Origin of the sequence: Streptomyces tyrfis (assembly GCF_037034285.1) — a bacterium.
GTDB lineage: Bacteria > Actinomycetota > Actinomycetes > Streptomycetales > Streptomycetaceae > Streptomyces.
Map to the genome: position 1 here is coordinate 81,090 of NZ_JBAGJZ010000029.1, position 20,168 is coordinate 101,257.

At 72.2% G+C, this 20,168-nt stretch carries 17 protein-coding genes and 2 pseudogenes; 3 read left to right on the forward strand and 16 right to left on the reverse strand.

Annotated elements, in window-relative coordinates; genetic code table 11:
• The first annotated feature begins 45 nt into the window (after nt 1-45).
• The gene (locus WA762_RS22155; protein ID WP_335937753.1) at nt 46-954 is read left to right on the forward strand and encodes a hypothetical protein; all 909 of its coding nucleotides are present in this window, start codon (nt 46-48) and stop codon (nt 952-954) included.
• 134 nt (nt 955-1,088) lie between these two features.
• Here the strand turns inward: WA762_RS22155 and WA762_RS22160 are convergent, their stop codons facing one another.
• The 16 genes and pseudogenes from WA762_RS22160 to yhfZ form a co-directional block, all read right to left on the reverse strand.
• A complete protein-coding gene (locus tag WA762_RS22160) occupies nt 1,089-2,159 on the reverse strand; it encodes a Gfo/Idh/MocA family protein (RefSeq protein ID WP_335937755.1) in 1,071 nt (356 codons plus the stop codon).
• A gap of 2 nt (nt 2,160-2,161) precedes the next feature.
• The gene (locus WA762_RS22165) at nt 2,162-2,977 is read right to left on the reverse strand and encodes an inositol monophosphatase family protein (RefSeq protein WP_335937757.1); all 816 of its coding nucleotides are present in this window, start codon (nt 2,975-2,977) and stop codon (nt 2,162-2,164) included.
• Nucleotides 2,974-4,353, reverse strand: coding sequence for an aspartate aminotransferase family protein (locus WA762_RS22170; protein ID WP_335937758.1), 1,380 nt, complete (start codon nt 4,351-4,353; stop codon nt 2,974-2,976). Before WA762_RS22170 ends, WA762_RS22165 begins: the two co-directional genes overlap by 4 nt.
• The gene (locus WA762_RS22175; protein ID WP_335937759.1) at nt 4,350-5,603 is read right to left on the reverse strand and encodes an aspartate aminotransferase family protein; all 1,254 of its coding nucleotides are present in this window, start codon (nt 5,601-5,603) and stop codon (nt 4,350-4,352) included. The genes WA762_RS22170 and WA762_RS22175 overlap by 4 nt, the downstream gene beginning before the upstream one ends.
• A gap of 79 nt (nt 5,604-5,682) precedes the next feature.
• Nucleotides 5,683-6,333, reverse strand: a complete 651-nt coding sequence (locus WA762_RS22180) for a bifunctional 4-hydroxy-2-oxoglutarate aldolase/2-dehydro-3-deoxy-phosphogluconate aldolase (RefSeq protein WP_335937760.1) — start codon at nt 6,331-6,333, stop codon at nt 5,683-5,685.
• Complete coding sequence (locus WA762_RS22185) at nt 6,330-7,070, reverse strand: class I SAM-dependent methyltransferase (protein ID WP_335937762.1); 741 nt, start codon at nt 7,068-7,070, stop codon at nt 6,330-6,332. Before WA762_RS22185 ends, WA762_RS22180 begins: the two co-directional genes overlap by 4 nt.
• Before the next feature lie 364 nt (nt 7,071-7,434).
• Nucleotides 7,435-9,474: a PhoX family protein gene (locus WA762_RS22190; protein ID WP_335937764.1), complete on the reverse strand. Its 2,040-nt coding sequence runs from the start codon at nt 9,472-9,474 to the stop codon at nt 7,435-7,437.
• 292 nt (nt 9,475-9,766) lie between these two features.
• Nucleotides 9,767-10,345 (reverse strand): annotated as a pseudogene (locus WA762_RS22195) (phosphoenolpyruvate-utilizing N-terminal domain-containing protein); the annotation flags it as partial.
• A 57-nt stretch (nt 10,346-10,402) separates the two neighbouring features.
• Complete coding sequence (locus WA762_RS22200; RefSeq protein ID WP_335937766.1) at nt 10,403-11,632, reverse strand: phosphopentomutase; 1,230 nt, start codon at nt 11,630-11,632, stop codon at nt 10,403-10,405.
• A gap of 12 nt (nt 11,633-11,644) precedes the next feature.
• Nucleotides 11,645-12,811, reverse strand: coding sequence for an alanine racemase (locus WA762_RS22205; protein ID WP_335937768.1), 1,167 nt, complete (start codon nt 12,809-12,811; stop codon nt 11,645-11,647).
• 2 nt (nt 12,812-12,813) lie between these two features.
• Complete coding sequence (locus tag WA762_RS22210; protein ID WP_335937771.1) at nt 12,814-13,938, reverse strand: aminotransferase class V-fold PLP-dependent enzyme; 1,125 nt, start codon at nt 13,936-13,938, stop codon at nt 12,814-12,816.
• Nucleotides 13,931-14,878: a phosphotriesterase family protein gene (locus WA762_RS22215; protein ID WP_335937772.1), complete on the reverse strand. Its 948-nt coding sequence runs from the start codon at nt 14,876-14,878 to the stop codon at nt 13,931-13,933. Before WA762_RS22215 ends, WA762_RS22210 begins: the two co-directional genes overlap by 8 nt.
• Before the next feature lie 23 nt (nt 14,879-14,901).
• Complete coding sequence (locus tag WA762_RS22220; protein WP_335937773.1) at nt 14,902-16,251, reverse strand: YhfT family protein; 1,350 nt, start codon at nt 16,249-16,251, stop codon at nt 14,902-14,904.
• A 39-nt stretch (nt 16,252-16,290) separates the two neighbouring features.
• Nucleotides 16,291-16,650, reverse strand: a complete 360-nt coding sequence (locus tag WA762_RS22225; RefSeq protein WP_335937774.1) for a DUF2620 domain-containing protein — start codon at nt 16,648-16,650, stop codon at nt 16,291-16,293.
• 33 nt (nt 16,651-16,683) lie between these two features.
• A complete protein-coding gene (locus WA762_RS22230) occupies nt 16,684-17,058 on the reverse strand; it encodes a transcriptional antiterminator (RefSeq protein ID WP_335937775.1) in 375 nt (124 codons plus the stop codon).
• A gap of 101 nt (nt 17,059-17,159) precedes the next feature.
• Nucleotides 17,160-18,098: a GntR family transcriptional regulator YhfZ gene (gene yhfZ, locus WA762_RS22235; protein ID WP_335937776.1), complete on the reverse strand. Its 939-nt coding sequence runs from the start codon at nt 18,096-18,098 to the stop codon at nt 17,160-17,162.
• 595 nt (nt 18,099-18,693) lie between these two features.
• Between yhfZ and WA762_RS22240 the strand changes: the two are divergent.
• Nucleotides 18,694-18,942: pseudogene (locus tag WA762_RS22240) on the forward strand (arginine repressor); the annotation flags it as partial.
• A 118-nt stretch (nt 18,943-19,060) separates the two neighbouring features.
• Entirely contained in the window at nt 19,061-19,609 is a 549-nt protein-coding gene (locus tag WA762_RS22245) for an RNA polymerase sigma factor (RefSeq protein WP_335937777.1), read from the forward strand.
• Nucleotides 19,610-20,168 lie beyond the last annotated feature (559 nt).

Genomic DNA, 20,168 nt, shown 5'->3' on the forward strand with positions numbered 1-20,168 from the left:
ATCATGGTATTCGTTCACATTTGCCCTTCGGTCAAGGAGACCCGCATGAGTCAGTCCGGAGCCGTCAGTGCCGGTGACGTGCAGGATGTGTTCGCCCTCACCCGACGGCTGCTGGCCACGCAGCCCCCCCGATTCACCGGCGAGCACGGAGTGGAGGTGCACAGCCTGGTCTCCTCCGACCACGTGCCGCTCTACCTCTTCGCCGCCAAGTCGCTGGCCCGTTTCTGGCCCGAGGTGACGCCCGTGGTGCACGACGACGGCACGCTCACCCCGCGCGACACGGCCCGGCTCCGCCGGCACGTGCCCGACGCCCGGATCCTCGGGCGCGCCGAAGCGGACCGGCGCGTGGAGGAACTGCTCGCGGACCACCCCACGCTCGCCGCGGTGCGCCGCAACAACGTCCGTATCCTCCAGCTCGTCGACTACTACCTGCTGAGCCGCGCGCCGTCGGTCGTGAGCATGGACAGCGACGTGGTGTTCCTGTCCCGTCCGCGCGCCCTCGTCGACTGGGCGACGGCCGCATCGGACGAGCGTCCCGCCTTTCTCTATTCGCCCGAGTTCGGGTGGGAGCCCCAGGGCGTGCACTGGATAGCGGACCACCTGCCGGGCACCCCCTACGTTCCGTACATGTGCTGCGGCTTCGCCGCCGTCGACTCCGCCGCCTTCTTCGACGCGGACTTCCTGGAGCACACCCTGCGCGCGCTGCCCCGCGAGATCAGCTTCGCGCCGCGCTACGTCACCCAGATGTCGTACTCGCTGCTCGGAGGGCGGCTCGGCGGGGGGCGGACGCGGAACCTGGGAGAGCCGTACCGCTCCGGCCGCCTGGAATGGCTGCCCGCCATCGACGACCGGGTGATCTGCCACTACTTCGCGTCCCACGAACGCTCCACCACGTTCGACAACCTGTCCGAGGAGGGTCCGCTGCTCGCCCGTGCCATCGGCGCGGGCGGCTGATCCGCGCACGCACCGGCAGGCCGTCCCCGCCGGTGCGTCGCCCCGGCGGGGACCGTAGGGGTGCGGTGGGGTCCACGGATCCTCCACCGCACCCTTGCGGCCGCCACGCCACCGGGAGGGTGCGGCCGGCGGACTCATACCGCCACCACGCGACCGCCCGCGTCCGCCGAGGCGTAGGCCGCCTCCACGACCCGCGCGGTGTCCACGATCTCCCGCGCGCACATGCCCCACAGTCCCGGATCCGAGAGCACCCGCCGGAAGTCCTCGTACATGGGCATGAACCACTCCAGGTGCGCCTGGTCCTTGTTCGGCGAGACGAGGGACCGCCGCCACTCGCTCCCCGCCGTGCGACCGGTCACCTCTCCGTCGTCGATGCGCACCAACCCGGCGGAGCCGCGGACCGCGTAGTGGTTGGACCGCTCGTCGCTCGTCCAGCTCAGCAGGATGTCGCACCGGCCGTCGCCGAAGTCCAGACGCAGCCGCGCGGCCTCGTCCACCGCCGCAGGATCGCCGTCCGGCCGTTCCACGGTGCAGGACAGCTTCACGGGGGCCCGGCCGAACAGCCGCAGCGCCATGTAGACGCAATGCGTCCCGTGGTCCAGCAGGATTCCCCCACCGGCCAGTTCGGGGGACCGGCGCCAGTCGGGGGAGTATCCCGGGACCCCGCGTGCGTGCCGGTCGCGCAGGATGCGGAAGGTGGCCGATTCCAGACGCCCCACGCTGCCGTTCCCGGTGCGGGGGTTTCCGGCAACCGCCTCGCGCAGCGTCCGCATGAGGGGTGATGTCCCGTAGTTGTGCGACGGGAAGAGCAGCCGGCCCCGGGCGCGGGCCAGCTCCGTCAGCTCGCGCGCCTCGGCGCCGCGCGCCGCGACCGGTTTCTCGCAGATCACGTGACGGCCCGCCGAGAGCGCCGTCCGGGTGAGCGGGCCGTGGAAGGCGGGCGGCGTGCACACGTCGACGACGTCCACCGCGGGGGCGGTCGCCATCGCCTCGTCCAGTGAGGAGAACACCCGGCCGTGGGGCAGGAGACCTGCCGCCCGCGCCCGGCGCTCGGGTGACGGGTCGACGACCGCCGCCACCTCGACGCCCGGTACGGATCCGTACCCGCTGAGCCGGGCGCCACCCGCCGTGCCGAACCCGACGACGACCACCGAGACGGACCTGTCCCGGCCGATCGGCACCGGCGTCAGGGGTGTGCCGTTCACGCTCATGCCTTTCCTCCCGAGGCCACCGGCGGGCAGGAACCCCCGGCCTCGACCAGTTCCCGGTGGACGGTCCGCGACGCCGCGACGATGTTGTCGTGGCGGGACGTGAAGGCGTCACCGCCCCATCCCGTGACCACGCCGCCCGCTTCGGTGATCAGCAGCGCACCGGGCACGGTGTCCCAGATCCCGATGCCGAACTCCAGATAGCCGTCGTACGCCCCGCAGGCCACGCGGCACAGCCCGGTGGAGGCGCTGCCCGGTTCGCGTATCTCGAAACCCGCGTCGAGCAGTCGGTCGGCCACCGAACGCTGCCGTCCGCGCACCACGCCTTCGGTCCCGAAGCCGGTTCCCGCCAGCGGTCTGCCCGGCGGACGGTCCGCGATGCGCAGGGGCATCTCGTCGCGGAACGCGCCCTGCCCGGCCACCGCCCGGAACACCGTGCCGGACTCGGGGAACCGGATCAGGGACAACCGCGTGACACCCTCCACGACCAGCGCCAGGGCGACCGCGTAGTCGGGCAGTCCGCGCAGGTAGTTGGTCGTGCCGTCGAGCGGGTCCACGATCCAGGTCGGCCGGCCGTCCCCCGGTGCGACGGGATCGGACTCCTCCGAGACGATCCCGAAGTCCGGTGTGTACATGCGCAGGATGGCCAGCGCCTGGTGCTCGGCGGCCAGATCGGCGTCGCTGACCGGCGCGTCGCCTTCCTTGGTGCGTACGGTGGGCCGGGCGCCGCGCCAGCGCAGCAGTTCCTTCGCGGCCTCCGACGCGGCGTGCGCCGCCGTGGCGGTGAGGCGGTCGGTGTCGAACACGACGGTCACCCCTCGCCCTCCATGCCGATCAGGGTCTCGCGGATGATGCCGACGGCGGTCTCCACCTGTGCGCGGTCGACGGTGAGGGGCGGGTACAGCCGCAGTGTGTTGCCGCCGAGCATCACCAGGACGCCTGCTTCCAGCAGTTCCAGATAGACGCGTTGGACCAGGCTCTTGGGCGCCGGCTCACGGGTCCGCTTGTCCACCACCAGCTCGATGCCGAGAGCGAGTCCCGCACCGCGCACGTCGCCGACCAGTGGGGCGAGTTCCGTCAGATCGGCCAGCTGATCGAGCATCTCCCGGCCTCGGGTGGCGGCGTTGTCGACCAGTTTGTCCTCGGTGAGGATGCTCGTGGTCGCGGCCACCGCCCGGCACGCCATGGGGAACGCCCCGAAGCTGGACGAACTCGCACTGGGCTCGGAGAACGGGGCCGCCGCCATGGTCTCTGCCGAGGCGACGACTCCGGTGACCGGGTAGCCGCCGCCCATGCCCTTGCCGACGGTCAGCACGTCGGGGCGGACCTCCTCGTGCTGGTAGGCGAAGGCGGCGCCGGTGCGGCCGAAACCGGTCATCATCTCGTCGGCGATCAGCAACGCGTCGAACTCGCGGGCAACCTCGCCCAGGGCCGCGAGGTAGCCCCGGGGCGGCACCACGTTGCCGGACCTGCCCTGCACGGGCTCCACCACGATCGCGGCGAGAGCCCCGGTGGAGTTCTCCTTGATCACGTCACGGGCGTGATCCACACACGCGAAGCCGCATTCGGGCGCCCGCAACTTGAAGGGGCAGTGGTAGCAGTTGGCGTACGGGGCGGAGAAGTAGCCGGGCGGGAGCGGCCCGAGACCCGAGCGGGCGCCGGCGGTCAGGGCCAGGCTGCCCATGGTCTTGCCGTGGAACCCGCCCCAGAAGGAGAGGAATTCGTGCTTTCCGGTGACGGACTTCGCCAGGCGCAGCGCGGCCTCCACCGCCTCCGTGCCGCCGCTGTACAGCTGGATCGTGTCCAGGTCCTCGGGCAGGAACTCGCGCAGCACCCGCACCATGTCGAGCCGGGCGGGACTGCCGAAGGCCCCGGCGGTGGCGCGCGTCAGTTCCTGGGCGAGGGCCGTGGTGAATCGCGGCTCGGCGTGGCCGATGGAGTTCACACCGCCCGCACCCTGGAAGTCGATGACGCGGTTGCCGTCGACGTCCACGATCTCGGTGCCGTCCGCCTCCGCCACGCACAACCGGGACAGCAGCATCACGGCCTGCAGACCGGGGCCGATCACCTCCTGCTCCTCGGCCCAGTGGGCCTCGCTGCGTACGCGTGGGCGCAGCATCCCGAAACCGTGTCCGGCACCGGGCGCGCCGCCGTCCCCCGCAGGCCCGGCGCCCCGCTCGTGGTCGGTCATATCGCTCCGTCCTCGGTCCGTCGGCGCGACGGCAGCCAGCCGCCCTCCGCAAGTGCCTCGAAGCCGCGCCGGGCCGCACCGACCGCCGTGTCGACGTCGTCGTCGGTGGTGGACGCCGAGATGAACCAGTGGTGGTTCGGGTGCAGGAAGACGCCCTCGCGGATCGTCGCCGCGTAGAAGGACCGCTTCGCCTGCTGGTTGCGGTCCTCGTCGCCGAAGCGGAAGTCCAGGAACGGCATCGGCGGGTGCCCCACCACGTCGACCGGTGCCCCGAACTCCTCGGCCAGCGCACCCAGGCCGCCCTGCAGCCGCTCGCCCATCTGCCAGATCCGCTTGAGGTGGTCGCCCGACCGCAGCTTGCGCACCGTGGCCAATGCGGCGGCCATGGCGTCGGCATTGGCGTAGTAGGTGGACGAGATGTGCACCGTGTCCAGGGTGCGTAGCACATCGGCCCGCCCGGTCAGCGCCGAGATGGCGTATCCGTTGGCGAACGCCTTGCTCAGCGTCACCAGATCGGCGGTGACTCCGTAGTACTCCTGCGCGCCGCCGAGGGCGAGCCGGAAGGCCGAGCGGATCTCGTCGAAGACCAGCAGAATGCCGTGTTCGCGCGTCAGTTCCCGCACGCCCTGCAGGAACCCCTCGGCAGGCCGCTCGACCATGAACGGCATCATCACCAGACAGGCGATCTCCCCGCGGTGACGCTCGAAGACCGCCCGCAGCGAGTCCAGGTCGTTGTAGGTGAACGTGTCCACCAGCGCTCGGCTGACGGCGGGGATGCCGCGGTCCCACTGGGCGCACCAGTCGTGCCAGCCGTTGTAGCCCCAGCGCACCACCCGGTCCCGGCTGGTGAAGGCCCGGGACAGGCGCACGGCCGCAGCGGTGGCATCCGATCCGGTCTTGAGCAGCATGCCCATTTCCGCGCCCGGCACGATGTCGAGCAGTTCCTCGATGAGTTCCGTCTGGACGGGCTTCATCAGCCCGGTCGCGAAACCGCGTCGGATCTCGCGCACCACGGCCTCGTCCACGTCCGGATCGGCGTGGCCGAGGATGACCGTGCCGTAGGACAGGAAGAAGTCGAGATACCTGTTGCCGTCCACGTCCCAGAAGTGGGCCCCGTGGGCCCGGTCGGCGAAGACCGGGTAGTGCCCCTCGACCATCTGGTCGGAGGCGATCACTTTCTTCCGTTTGGCTGCCAGAGCGTCGATCTGCTCGGCCCTGCGGTCGAGTGCGAAGGAACGGTCCAGGCCCAAGGGTCTCCCTTTCGTGAGGACGGCTGAGCGGCGTGCTGCGGGAAGCAGCGGACGCCAGGACGGCGGGGCCGGCGGGCGCTCAGCTCCGGGCGGCCCGGACCCGGTCCAGGAGATCGGTGGCCCGGTGCCGCACCTCGGCGAGGTTCCCGCCATGCAGCGCGTCACCCACGAGGGGCCGACCGAGCGCCGCGGCGTGCGCCCCCGCGGCGAAGTAGTCGCCAAGGTCGTCGGCGGTGATCCCGCCGGTCGGAACGACAGGAATGTCCCCGAACGCCATGGTGAGCGAGGCCAGATAGGCCGGTCCGCCCAGCCGTGCGGGGAAGAGCTTGACCAGCGCGGCGCCGAGCCGCCACGCCTCCATGACCTCGGTCGTGGTGAACGCACCGCACACCACGGGCACCCCCAGCACCCGGGCCTCGTCGAGCACCTCCGGAAGCACGCCGGGGGTGAGGAGGTAGTGCGCGCCGGCGCCCACGGCACGCCGGGCGGTCTCGCGGTCCCGCACGGTCCCGGCGCCCACCAGCGCGGCGCCCGTGGCCACACTGCGCCGGACGGCGTCGAGCGCGTCGGGGGAGGTGAGCGTGATCTCCACGGCCCTCACACCCGCCTTGCCCAGTTCATCGGTCACGGCCGGAACGGCCGGGGAATCCGGTTCGGTGAGCATGGCGATGAGCGGCGCTCCGGCCACCTCGGCGGCCAGGTCGATGCTGTGGTCCCCGGACACGCTCACCCCCGCTTCTCAAGAACGATGATCTGCCGCCGGGTCTGCCGCTTCACCGGGCGGTCCGGGTCCGGCAGCGCCCGCAACTCCCTCACCAGGGGAGCCACTTTCTCCTCGAAGACCGCGTCGTCCACGGCCCACAAGTGGTAGAGCATGCGCTGTTCGAGTCCGGAGGCGATCTGTTCCGGGCTGTGTTCGTGGGTCGCCGCGTCCAGTTCCCCCACCTCCACGGCGGTGAAGCCCACCGACTCGGCCAGCGGCAGGATGCGCTGGGCCCGGTCGTCCGCCTCCGCCGTGCGTGACTGGATCTCCTCCATGATCCTGCTGACCGGGTGGTCGTCGAAGAGGATCATGCCGGGGATCACCACGTAACGCCCACCCGGCTCCAGCACGCGGTGGACCTCCTGCAGTCCCTTGCGCAGGTCGCCCACGACGTGGGTCACCCACACGCTGTACACCTGCGAGAAGGATCCGGCCGGGAACGGCAGCGCGGTCAGCGAGGCCGCCGCGGCCGTCTGCCCGACGCGGCTCACGGCCTTCGCGAGCATGGAGTGCGACAGGTCGATCCCCACCACGGAGTACCCGAGGTCGGTGAGTGCCAGGGCCACCACGCCGGTACCCATGCCCGCGTCGAGGATCAGGCGGTCCTTCGCCGTGCGTTCGGCGATGGCCGGCGCGATCCTTCGGCCGCGTGCCTCACCCCCACGCGTCTTGTCGTAGAAATCGGCTGCCGGGGAAAAGTTCACAGACGACTGCACTGTCACCCACTCACTGGTTGTGGAGAATGCTGCCTGAAGCCCGTTCGGTAAAGGGATTTCGCACCGGAAAGTTCGGTGCGGCGACAGGGGAGAAAATGGCTGTTCACCCCGGAGGGAAAAACGGTCCCGCGGGCGGGAATTCCGATCGGTTGTCCGCCGGTGACCACAGGGCCCGGCGGATTGCTACTGAACCATAATTTCCTGCGGGGGAGGGTCCGCAAGTGGGCCGGACATGATTGGCGACGATGATTCGATGATGGCGCGAAAGCAACCTGATTCGCCGGTCCGTCGGGCGCGCCACCCGGCCCAGGTGCCCCGTTGGCAGCGCCGCCGTGGCCGCCGGGGCGCGGCGCTACCGCCGTCCGCCCAGGAGGGGGCCGCCGTCCCTGCGGCGCACCGCGACGACGGCCGCCCGGGGCTGGGCGGACCCGCCGTCCGGCCAGTGGGACGCGGGCCGCTGCGGACTGGCGTCGGGCACCTCTCCGGGATGCTGCACCGAGACCAGCACGAAATCCGGCCCGATCACCGGTCCGCAGCATTCGGCCCCCGTGGGCACCGTGAGGAACCGTTGCACCCGTCCGCGTTCCGGACCGCTGAGCGGCACCATGTACAGGCCGTCGTTGCGGCCGCCCCGGCCGTTCGCGTCGGTGGCGATCCACAGGTTGCCGTGGTCGTCGAAAGCCAGGTTGTCGGGCGAGGAGATCGCGCTGACCAGGCTCTTGTCGACCCCCATGTAGTACGTCCCCGGTGACTCCGGGTCGCCACAGACCAGCAGCAGCCGCCAGCCGAAGCGTTCAGCCGTCGGATCGTCCCCGCGTTCGCACAGCTCCAGGACGTGCCCGTCGCGATTGCCGGAGCGTGGGTTGGCCTCGTCGGGAGCCGGCAGACCGGGAGCCCCGCGCTGGTCGTTGTTGGTCAGCGAGGCGTACACCCGCCCGGTCACGGGGTGAGGTTCGACGTCCTCGGGCCGGTCCATGGGGGTGGCCCCCGCGCGGTCGGCGGCGATCCGGGTGAAGACGTACACCTCGTCCGCGCGCATGCCCGGCACGAAGCTGAGGTCGTTGTGCGCGAGCGGAATCCACCGCCCCGTCCCGTCGAACGCCCCGTCGGCCGGCAGCCGGCCGGATCCGTCGATCTCCTCAGCCGGGCTGTCTCCGTCGAACCGCGCGACGTAGAGGGTTCCGGAGTCCAGCAGACGCTTGTTGTGCGCGCGGCTGGCGGGATCGTCACCCGGCCGCATGCGCCCGTCGGACACGAATTTGTATATGTACTCGAACCGTTCGTCGTCCCCCATGTAGGCCACGACCCGTCCGTCCGGGGCGGTCGAGATGTTGGCTCCCTCGTGCTTGAAGCGGCCCAGAGCCGTGTGCTTCACGGGCACGGAGTCGGGCTCCAGCGGGTCCACCTCGACGATCCAGCCGAAGCGGTGCGCCTCGTTGGGCTCGCGACCGAGGTCGAACCGCGTGTCGTACTTCTCCCAGCCGCGCAGGGAGGGCCCCTCGGGGAACCCGTACCGCCTCAGCCCTTCCGACACCAGGGGGTCCGTCACCTGGTCGGCGTGGGCGAAGGGCATGTGCACGTTCTCCTCGCCCGACAGCACGGTGCCCCACGGGGTGGTGCCGCCCGAGCAGTTGGCCATCGTGCCCAGCACCCGGGTACCCGCCGGATCGGCCGAGGTGCGCAGCAGCGGCGATCCGGCGGCGGGCCCGCGGACCTCGAAGGGGCTCAGCAGGGTGATGCGGCGGTTCCACCGTCCGTCCACCCTGGTCCTCAGCCTGCCGTCGTCCGCCCGTTCCACGAGTACGACCGACAACCCGTAGGCCATCCAGGCCGTCCGCACGTGGGCCTCCGTCGGCTCCTGCGGATTCCAGTCGGGGAACATGAGCGGCTCGGTGGCGTACTCGTGGTTGGAGACCATCAGCCACCGTCCCGCGGCGCGCAGCGGGACGAGGGCGCAGTAGTCGTTGTTCACCCCGAACTGCCGGGCCTGCGCCGCCTCGTCCTGGTGGTCGAAGTCGAAGGCCGGGGCGCCCGGCAGGACGGCGTCCCCCCAGCCGATCAGCACCTCGTGGGTGAAGCCTTCGGGAACGGTCACGCGGTCCCCGCCGTCGGGCGGCACCGGCACGAATCCGCGCTTGTCTCTCCCTCGCACGCGTGGTCCGGGTCCCTGGGCCCGGGCCGCGGGCACGGCCGCCGACACCACGGAGAGCGTCCCGCAGCCGAGCAGGGCCCTGCGCGACAGAGCCCTGCGCAATAACTCGCCGAAATAGGTGTTCCCGGAGGTGTTCGGCGCGTCGCGAGCACAGGCGTTCCCGCATTTGAATGTGCACGTTTCCGGGGAGCGCCGGATGTCGTGATCGGTGGTCAGCAGGGGGAGTTTCCGGGATGGCACGCTGAGAGAATCCTTCCTCGGGAGCGCCTGTGCTGACTTCAGCCGTCGGTATGCACGGGCCTTGCAGAGGCGACCGGCCACGCTTCGCAGGATTATTTCGGACCAGCATTCCTTCATGCATAGCAAAGGTAAAGTGCCGGTATCGTCATTGACCGGAAATCATCGGCCCCGCATGCACGTCCCGCCCCACGGGGATCCCGAGGAAACGCGTCGTCGGCCGCCCCACTCGTCACCCTCGACCGCGGCTGCGCGACCTCCACGACCTGCCGGGCGTCCGGCTGGACATCGCGTCGGCTTCTGCGACGGCGCGCGGGGCCTGGTGCTGGGCGGCGTCGTCTGGGCCGAAACCGAGCACCAGTGCGGGGTTCAGCAGGACGGTGTCCGCGGGGGCGAGGTCCCGGGCGACGAGCACGTATGGTTCGTCGCCGTCGGGCAGGCCGGGCATGGGCACGCCCAGAGCAGATGGGCGACGAGACGGTCGCGCACGTCGTCGAGGTCGGCGACGCGCCCGCGAAGTAGTCGTCGGCCCGGGTCAGCAGCTCCCGGTAGGCGGCGAAGGCGTCGTGGACGGCGCGTGCCGCCGAACTCCCCGACGCGATACGGCGTTCGACGTCGGCGGCCGGCTCCGGGTCCTGCGCGATCAGTGCCTGCGCCTCGAGCACCGCCTGTGCCTGGCCGCCCGCCCGCGCGCCGCGCGCCGTCAGCTCCGCGGCGACGGTCCGGCCGCGTCGCGGGCACGCTCCTGCTCGTGAGGCGCCCGGTCGGCCGGGATCTGCTCGGATCCGGGATCCAGCGCGGCCGCCCCCATCCGGCGGACAGGCCCGATCACCGTCCCCCGGCTCACGCCGAGCCCCTTGAGCGTTTCGTTCATGTCGGAGATCTCCTGAGTGTGCGGGCAAGGGATGCCCGGTGCGTCGACGACGCGGCGTCAGCAGGCCTGCCGCGAAATGCGCAGGGCGGTCCCGTTGGCCAGCCTGTCGGGGGCGACGCCGAGGCACGCGGCCGCGGTCGCGCCCAGATCGGCCAGGCTGCCGGCGTCGGGCAGGTGCTGCGGGGCCGAGCCCGGCCGGTGCATCAGAACCGGAACGAACTCGCGGGTGTGGAACGCGTGGCCGATGGTGGGGTCGTTGCCGTGGTCGCCGGTGACGATCAGGCAGTCGCCGGGGGCGTCGAGCAGGGCGATCAGTTCGCCCAGCTGCTGGTCGGCGCGTTCCAGCACGGAGCCGTAGCGGGCGGCGTCCTGCTGGTGCCCGGCCAGGTCGGTCTCCTGGACGTTGGCGACGACCAGGGCGTCCCCGTCGGCGCGGACGGCGTCCAGGGTGTGCGCCAGAACGTCCGCGGTCGCCACCGCCGGACGGCGCACCGCGGCATCGCAGGCGAGGATGTCGGCGGCCTTGCCGACGAGCGTGACCGGGATCCCGGCGCGGGCCGCGAGGTCCGGCAGCTGCCGCGTGTGGTCCAGCGGCGCGCCCAGATGCTGCACTTGCAGCCCGCCGTTGCGGTAGAGGCCGCTGGCGGGTGTGTCGAGGCCGACGGTGCCGCCTTCGCCGGGGCGGACGAACTCGGCCAACGGCGCGTCCGCGCGGCCGCCGACCGCGATGACGCGGGCGACCGGTGCGACCGAGCGGACGGTCGCGGCGATGGAGAGGATCTGCTTGAACGGCAGGTCGTCGAGCCGGCCGGAGACGTTCCAATTGATGCCCGGGTCGGCTTCCAGGTTGTCGTGCACCAGCACCACGCCGTCCACGAGCAGCACCGGCAGATCGCCCAGCGGCTCCGCCTCGTGCCCGGCGGCGCGCAGCGCGGCGGCCACGGCGTCGAGGTGGTCGGTGAGCAGGGCCACGGTCACCGTGCTGAAGTCGGCTCCCATCATGGTCTGGTGGCCCGCGTAGGTGTCCGCTCCCGGGTAGCCGAGGGCGGCCCGGCCCACGGTCACCGGCAGCGCGGTGCGCGCGGCCAGGTCCGGGTGCGGGCGGACCACGCCCAGGCCGAGCGCCGACAGCGCGGGCAGGCGCAGCGCCCGGCCCCGGGTGCGACGGCAGTGGTCGAGGAGATGGCCGCACGTGTCGGCGGCGGCGTCGCCGGGCCGCAGGGCTCCGGCGTCGGGCATCGCGCCGACGCCGAAGCCGTCGAGGACGACGATGACGGATTTGCTCATGGGTGCTGTTCCTTAGTCAAGGGCCCGGCCCAGGGCGTCGTACAGGCCGCGCAGCCGGGGCGTGCCGGACGACAGTCCGGCGACGACGGCGACGTTGCTGCGGGTGACGAAGATCTGGGTGCGGAAGGCGAAGACCGCCGTGTCGCCGAGCCCGGCGTCGCCCGGCGTCGCGGGTGCTTCCAGCAGCCGGTAGTAGTCGATGTTCTCGGCGGGCGCGTCGTGCACGGCCAGCCGCACCCCGGAGCGCGGCAGGAACGCGTCCTTGATCCGGGCACGGGGGTAGAAGCCGCCGCCGTAGACGGCCGGCCGGCCGTCGGCGAGCGTGTGCGCCACCTCGCTGACGTAGACGTAGCCCGGGCGCTCGCTCTGGCCCGGGTCGACCGCGTGCAGCGGAGTGGTACCGGTCAGCGCGTGACCGGGCTCGGCGTGGGTGGCGCCGTGCCGCGCCAGCAGCGGCAGCGTGGCCACCGAGCTGGCGCTCGGCGCGCTCAGCTTCAGGCCGCGGTGCCCGCGCGCGGCGAGCCGGTCCCGCGCGGCCAGAGCCAGCGGCAGGTTGGCGGTGGGCTCCGGCTCGCCGGTGTCCGGGTCGCACAGCACGCACGGGAAGGCGGTGACGCCCGCGATCCGTACGCCCGGCAGCCGCTCCACCCGCTCCGCGAAGTCGTCCAGCCCCTCCAGCGGGACGCCGCCCTCCTGCCCCGGGTGAACCGTGCCCGGCGCGCCCTGGAGCCGGACCAGCACGTCCTGGACGAATCCGAGCCGCTGCGCCGCCCGGCTCACCGCCTCCGCGTTGGCCACGTCGTAGACGGTCACGGTCTCCGGACGCCAGGCGAGCATCTCCGGGAGCGACCGGGTGGGGATCTGCACCAGGTGTCCCAGGTTTCCGGCCTGTGCACCGGCCGCGTGCAGGATCCGCGCCTCCGGCGGGTCGATGGCCGCGAACTTCGGGATGTGCCGGGCGATCGCCCGGATCAGCTCGGGATTGCGGCCGAACTGCTTGGCCACGAACCACAGCGTCAGGCCCTGCCGTTCGGCTTCGGCGGCGAGCAGCCGCGCGTTGGCCTCGACGGCGTCGAGGTCCATGACGTAGGTGTCGGGCGGGATCGCGCCGCTCTGGTGCAACACGGCGGCCGCTTCCACCAGTTCCGGGTTACGGGCCAGCACGGTGTCGAGGAACACGGTCAGTCGTCCTTGGGCTGGTGCAGGTCGGCGAGCGAGCGGCGCAGGATGTCCAGCACCAGGTCCGCGCCGGCGCGCATGGGGTTGATGCGGATCGTCCAGTCGGCGAGCTCGGGATCGTCGTCGAGGCTGGAGCCGGACATCCGGTAGAAGAGCGGGGCGATCTCGTAGCGGGAGTTGGAGCCCACGGGATAGGGCGCGGCGCCGTGGCGGGCCGCGACGGCAGGCAGCTCCCGGGCCACGGGCCGGGCCAGACGGACCAGCACGCATCGGTCCTGGGCGTTGGCGATCCGGACCTCGGCGACGCCGTCCACCTCGCCGCCGGCCAGCCGCTCGGCGACCTCCGTGCTCACCTGGGACTGCACGGACCACAGCACCGGCACGTGGGTGAGCGCGCGCAGCGCGTCCAGCGCCTGGTGGCCCTGGACCTGGCCGCCGCCCGAGTAGTTGTCGGCGTGGACCCGGTCCACCAGATCCCGGGATCCGGCCACCACGCCGACGCCCTCGGGGCCGTGCAGCTTGAACAGCGAGAAGCAGGAGGCGTCCGCGCCCAGCTCGACCCCGCACGCCGGGACGCGCATCACCGCGTAGTTGTCGTCGACGACGGTCCGCACCCCGTGCGCCCGGCAGGCCGCCAGGACCTCGCCCGGGGCGTAGCGGTCGGCCAGCCGCTGCCGGGTGTGCTGGACGTACGCCCAGGCGAACCGTCCGGACGCCAACGCCTCCTCCAGCGCGCGCGGGTCGTTGAAGTCGACGGCGACGGTGCGCACGCCGAGGCCGCGCAACGTCGTCTGGGTGGTGCGGTAGAGCGGCGCGCCGTGGATCAGCAGCTCGGCGTCGGCGTCGAGCGCGGCGGTCAGGCAGGCCCGGATCGCACCGGTGCCCGCGCCCTGGACGAGGGCGGCGGCCTCGGCGCCGAGGAAGTCGGCGAGGACGGCCTCCACGCGCGCGGTCGTGCGCGGGCGGCCCAGTCCGGGCACGACGCCCGCATCGGCCGCGAACAGCTGCTCGCCCTCGAAGTGGCGGGCGGTGCACTCCAGCAGCCGGAACTGCTTGGCGACGGCGTCGGCCAGCGGCACGGTCGGCAGCGGGAAGGTCTGCGGCAGCCGCCTTCCGGGACTAGGCATCGGACTCCTCCTGCGTGTCGGCGCCGGTCAGGAAGCGCAGCGGGTTGCGACGGGTCATCAGGTCGATCAGGTCCGCGTCGACGCCTGCCGCGCGCAGCCCGGGCAGGAAGGAGCGGAACAGGTGGCCGTAGCCGGTGCCGCCCTCGCCGGTCAGGTAGCCGTGGCGGGAGACGTCGCAGGAGAGCAGCACCCGGTCGGCGTGCCCGGACTCGATCAGCGCCAGCAGCAGCCGCAGCCGGGTCGCGTCGCTCTGGTAGCTGTTCTTGCCGACGGTGTCGAAGGCGACGTACGCGCCCTCGGCCGCGAGACGGCGGTGCACGGCCGGGTCGTCGAGCAGGTCCTGATGGCCGAGGGCCACGCGGTGCGGGGCCAGGCCCTCGGCGGCGAGCAGGTCGAGCTGGGCCGGGCCGCCCACGCCGAGGTGGGCGTGGGTGGCCAGGGACAGCCCGGTGCGGGCGGCGGCGCGGGCGGCGGCGGTGAGCGTCCGCCGCTCCGGCTCGCTCGGGTGCTCCCCGTGGCTGCCGACCTCGCCGATCACTCCGGGGCGGATCCCGGTGGTCCCGACACCCTGCTCGATGTCCCGCACGAGTGCGTCGGTGAGCTGCTCGACACCGGCCCCGCCCACCTCGTCCGGGTGAAACGGCTCGTAGTACCAGCCGGTGGCCGCGACCACCGCGACCCCGGACGCCGCGGAGACACGGGCCAGCGCGTCCGTGTCGCGGCCCATGCCCCGGCAGGTCTGCTCGATGACCAGGGACAGCCCGAACTCCTCGCGCAGCGCGGCGAGTTCACCGGCGACCGGTTCGATGTGCCGGGCGTCGAGCACGGCCTCGTGGTCGCTGTCGCGGCGCAGGTCGAGGGCGATGTGCTCGTGGGCGAGGACGGGGCCGGTGACGGCGGAGGGGTCGAGTGGACCGGTGACGGTCCGGATGGTGTGCATGCAGGCGCCTTCCAGGTGTCCGTTCAGCCCTTGACCGGGGTGAACAGGTGCAGCCAGTACAGGACGTTGAGGAGGATGCCGCCGACGACCACCGCGGCCGGTGCGGCGGCCATGCGGACCACCGGCCGGCCCATGGCCTCGTTCAGCAGGTACAGCCCGCCGACGACGAGGATGCCGAGCCCGCCGCCCATGGTGTTGGCGGCCATGAGGGAGCCGAAGAGGATCGCCAGGCCGAGGGTCTCGCCGATCGCGCTGCGCAGGTGCTCCGAGCTGTCCCGGACCGACGGGAACACGCTCAGCAGTCGGCCCAGCCGTGACAGCAGCAGCACCTCGGCGGCGAAGACGAGCGCACCGCAGACCAGGGCCAGCCACGGGTTCGGCATCAGGTAGCCGATCGGGTAGACCAGGGTGAAGCCGGCGATGCCGTACGCGCCGGAGGCCAGAGCGGTCGTCGCGATCAGCGGGATGAAACCGAAGACGCGGTAGAAGTCGACCTGGGCCGCCGCGCTGTAGTCGTGCTTGGCGATCAGGAAGCTGGTGGCCTCGCCGCCGCCGAAGACGTGCATCTGGGCCAGCAGGCACACACCCGCGCCAAGCACCATGAACAGCGGCAGGTGCCTGCGCAGCCGGGCCGCGCTCGCGCCGAACAGCGACGCCATCGGATCGTCGTCCCCGGCCGGACCGGCTGCGGCGACGGCGGCGGGGTCGGCCTTCTCGGCCCGGCGCTGCCGGATGTCGCGCAAGGCGGCGAAGCCGATCAGCATCAGCACGCCGACCGCCATCGCGATCGAGCCCGCGAACACCTTCGGCCACAACTTCATGGTGGCGACGACCAGGGCCAGTTCGACCACGCCCGCTATGCCGCCGCGCAGCCTGCCGAACTGCTTGGTTATGGCGAGCACGGGGAACAGCGCGAACAGGAACAGGATCGGCGTCGACATCTGCTGCAAGGCCGTCAGGAAGTCGACCGGCAGGCGGTGCGCGACGGTGTTGGCCCCGCCGAGCCCGAAGACCACGACGGCGCCCCAGGCCGCGCCGAGGATCGGCGCCAGCCACTTCCTCGGCGAGAGGATGCCGAGGATGTCGGTGGGCAGGAAGAGCAGCCACGGGTTGAGCACGCCGGTGGACAGCGCCATCGGCGCGCCGAGGCCGAAGATGAACCCCGCGGACAGCCCGAACGAGACCGCGGTCGTGGCGCTGCGCGTGCTGTCGCCGCGGATGAAGTCGAGGAGGAAAGGCCGGACCCCGTCGTTGAAGACTGCCAGTGCCTGGTGGGCGATGAAGGCCGTCAGCGCGCACAGGGCGATGACGACGAGCTCCTGCGGCAGCGAGAAGCTGAGGCTGGTGCTGTCCGCGGCGAGATACGAACTCAACGGTGACTCCCTTGTCCTACCGCTTTGAAGTGGGTCCGGTCAGCCGGAGTGCGCGGCGATGGCACGGGTGATCACCGGGGCGACGGTGTCGATCTGGTCCATGCTGAAGCCGAAGACCTTGGTGCCACCCGTCAGCAGCGCGGCAACCTCGTCCTCACTGGGCACGGAACGCCCGAAGGTGTGGCATGCCTTCTTGCCCATCAGGCCGACCAGCACGCCGAGCGACGCGCCGGCGCCGGTGTGGCAGGTGCCCAGGAAGTAGTCGGCCTGGCCCGCGCGCAGCTTCATCGCGGCGTCCATGTCGTTGGAGACGGCGACCTCGACGCCGTCGACGGCCATCGCGGTGATGGTCTGCGCGACCTCGGTCTTGCCGACGCCGCCGGTGAGGATCTTCTTCATGATCGTTCGTTGCCTTTTCGTACTCGGGGTGGGTCAGGCGTGCGAGCGCTGCGCCAGAGCGGCGAGGTGCATGCCGAGGAAATTGATCTCGGACTCGGGCAGTGCCGCGCCCAGCGCCGCCCGGGCCCGCCCGGCCACGGCGCGGGCCCCGGCCACGGCCTCGGGGTGTCCCGCCAGCTCGGCCGCCACCTGCTCGTCGGTGAGGAACTGCTCGATGGCCTCGCCGTTCAACAGCCGGGTGAGCGCCATCACGAGATGGCTGGTCAGCATGCCGGCGGTGTCCTCGGTGACAACCTGTCCGCCGGCCGCCAGCACGTCGAGTTCGCCGATGACGAAGTCGACCACCCGCGGCTCGACCTGGCCGCCGTCGCGGAACATCTGCAGACGCAGTGCAAGCCGCTCTTCCATCCGCGCTCGGTCCTTTCATGACCACTGCCCATTTGGCAGTAACCGGGATTCTGGATCATCAGTGCACGCTCGGCTCCTCGCGGTGCGGGAAGCCGGCGCGGTCAGTAGGAGGGGATGCGCTCGCCGCGCAGCACCTCGTCCTGAAGCGTCGTCACCAGGCCGATGTCGAGGGCCTTGCGCACCACACTCAGGGTCCGGGTCACGCCGGCCCTGCCGACGATCGCCGCACAGGAGTTGCGCAGGGAGAGCTCGCGGGTGATCTCGTCGCCCAACGGCAGCGTGTCCACCCCGTCACCCATCCGGCCCTGCACCTCGTCGAGGTTCCACACGCTGGCGTCCGCCTCGCCGCGGGCGAACAGGTCCCGCAGCTGCATGTAGGACGCCTCCACCCAGCGCACGTCCGCGCGTCCGGCGAACATCCGCTCGGCGAGCAGCTCGAGGTCCTCGGAACTGCGGTCGACGGCGACCCGCAGCCCCGGAGAGGCGAGGTCGACGCCGCCGCGCACCAGGACGCCGTGCGCGCCGACGTAGGTGGCCGCCCCCAGGTCGGCGACCAGTTCGAGCGGGTGCTCGGCCATCAGCCGGTCGGCTGCGAAACGCGAGAGCACCACCAGGTCGACCTTGCCCTCCAGCAGCGCGGAGACGCGGGAGTGGGCGCCTCGCATGAAGGTGACCGCGAACGGCGCTCCGGCCTGCTCGAACGCCGCGCGCAGGCCCGTGGCCAGCCCCTCGTAGCGGCGCGAGTACGGCAGCGGCATCGCGGCCAGCAGGGTGCCGAGCCCGGCCAGCCGCCACAGGATGGCGCGATCGGCATGCACGAGGAACGTGCCCAGGTGTCCACGGGCGACCGTCTTGATCGCGCCGGCTTCCTCCAGCAACTGAAAGGCCGCCTGGACCGTGCCGTTGCCCACTCCCAGCTCATCCGCCAGGTCGCGCAGGCGCGGCAGCCGGGTGTCCGCCTCGTGATTGAGCAGTGACGCAGCGAGCTGCCTGGCAGCCAGACCGTTCCGCGTCAGGAGTCGCTCGTCGATACTGTTCACGAGAGGGACAGTAACCAGTATTCTGGTTTTTGCCTAGAGGGGCCCAGAGCCCGTGGGCGGTGACCTCGACTCCCGCACACGAGCCCGAGTCGGCCCACGGCCACGGGTTCACCGCGAGGCGTCCTCCCGAGCCCGCGCGACCCGCGCACGTGCCCGGGGCCGCCGCGCCGCCGAATCTCGACCGGCGAAAACTCGGGCCCCGTTTCCCCGCGACTACTGGACCGGGTGGCCGGACGGTCCACCCGGTGCGGACATCTCCGGGGGAGGGAAGGTGCGTTCTCGCGTGCGTGGGGCGGCACGGTGGTCGTGGTGCCGGGCAGCCTCCTCGTGGCGGGCCGCGACGGCGGGGCGGCGACGCGGCGAACCCCGCCGCCCGGCGATTACGGCCAGGGCCCGCGACTCGGGAGTCCCGGGCGGCGGCCGCACCACCCCACACGGCGAGGCGCCTGTCGACGAAGGCGCGATACCCGGCCATCTCACACCCGGTCCCGGGGCGCTTCGGGCCGGGCCCAGGAAGCCCGCACGGCGGCCCGCACCCACGCCCTACGCTGTCGCCATGACGCCCGCTACCCCCGCCACGGCCACGGCCGCGCTGACCGCGCGGGCCGAGCGGATGCGGCGCCTCTCCCAGGAGCTGCTGATCTCCGCGGAGGCCTCCGCCAACCTCGTGGTCCTGCGCACCCCGCCGGGTGCGGCGCAGTTCCTGGCCTCGGCCATCGACCTCTGCACGACATCCTCGGCACCATCGCGGGCGATGACACGCTCCTGCTGATCAGCCGCGGCTTCGAGCGGCGGCCAGGCGCTGGCGGACCACCTGCCGCGGCTGGCGCAGAACGGGCACTGACCGGGATGCGGGGCCTGGCCCGGCGGCGGAGAATGGGTATGTGATCTTCCGGGACGGGCGGGCCATCACCTGGCGGCCGTCGGCGGTACACAGACGTCCGCCGGGTTACCGGTTCCCGGTGGGGCGCCTCTCGGACGAGGCTCTGCTGTCCGGACTGGCCGTCGGCGACTCGGAGCTGGCCGTCGTCTTCGTGCGGAGGTTCCAGCACCGGGTCTTCGGTGTCGCCATGGCCGTCACCCGGGACCAGCAACTCGCCGAGGACGTCGCCCAGCAGACGTTCGAGCGCGCGTGGCGGCACGCGCAGATCTACGACTCGCGTCGCGGCTCGGTCAGCACCTGGCTGACGACCATCGCGCACAACCTCGCCATCGACACCGTCCGGGCACGCCGAACGGTGCCGATGGCACCGGAGGACCTGGACACCTTCATCGGCGTCGTCACCGAGACCCCCGAGCGGTGGGCGCTGGCCAACGAGGCCTCCGCCCAGCTCCGGGCCGCCGTGGCCCGGCTGCCCCGGGAGCAGGCCCGGGCCCTGATGATGACGGGCGTCTACGGGATGACGGCTCAGCAGGTCGCCGACTCGGAGCGGATTCCGCTGGGCACCGCGAAGACAAGGATCAGGGCGGCGATGGCGAAACTGCGCACCACCCTGGCGGCTCCGGAATGATGGGGACTATGTCCAGGGGTCCGGCCTGCGCGAAGCTGCGGGAAGTCAGCGCCGAGCTGGCACTGGGAGTGCTGCCCGGCCGGGAGCGGGCCGAGGCGGTCGCCCATCTGGACCGGTGCGCCGAATGCAGGGAGTTCGTCGAGCAGCTCTGCCTCGTGGGCGACCGGCTGATCGGCCTGCTGCCGGACACCGAGCCGCCACTCGGGTTCACGAGCCGGGTGGTGCGCGGTCTGGCCCAGCAGGCGGCGGCACCGGAGGAAAGGGCGAGAGCCGCGCGCGGCCCGGGCCTCGCCCTCCCCGGCCCACGCGGCCCCGCGCGCAGGGCCCGGGGGTGGCTCGCGGTGGCCGCGGCGGTCCTCGCGGGGTTCGCCGGCTGGGCGATCGGCACTCGCCGTCCAGGAGCTCACCGCCTCACCCCCGCGCGCCGTCGAGTCCGAGCCCGTGAAGGCCGGGGACATCACCTCGGTCGCCCGAGGTGCCGTGACCGCTGGGATCGACGACCACGAAGATCCTGCCGGGGCTGCCGGGACGGGCGTAGATCTCGCCGGTGGAACCGGCA

Bases quoted from the DNA above. Each gene is read 5' to 3' on its own strand.
- WA762_RS22155 (WP_335937753.1), top strand. From the start codon at position 46: ATGAGTCAGTCCGGAGCCGTCAGTGCCGGTGACGTGCAGGATGTGTTC.
- WA762_RS22170 (WP_335937758.1), bottom strand. From the start codon at position 4,353: ATGACCGACCACGAGCGGGGCGCCGGGCCTGCGGGGGACGGCGGCGCG.
- WA762_RS22200 (WP_335937766.1), bottom strand. From the start codon at position 11,632: ATGAGCAAATCCGTCATCGTCGTCCTCGACGGCTTCGGCGTCGGCGCG.
- WA762_RS22210 (WP_335937771.1), bottom strand. From the start codon at position 13,938: ATGCCTAGTCCCGGAAGGCGGCTGCCGCAGACCTTCCCGCTGCCGACC.
- WA762_RS22215 (WP_335937772.1), bottom strand. From the start codon at position 14,878: ATGCACACCATCCGGACCGTCACCGGTCCACTCGACCCCTCCGCCGTC.
- WA762_RS22225 (WP_335937774.1), bottom strand. From the start codon at position 16,650: ATGAAGAAGATCCTCACCGGCGGCGTCGGCAAGACCGAGGTCGCGCAG.
- WA762_RS22230 (WP_335937775.1), bottom strand. From the start codon at position 17,058: ATGGAAGAGCGGCTTGCACTGCGTCTGCAGATGTTCCGCGACGGCGGC.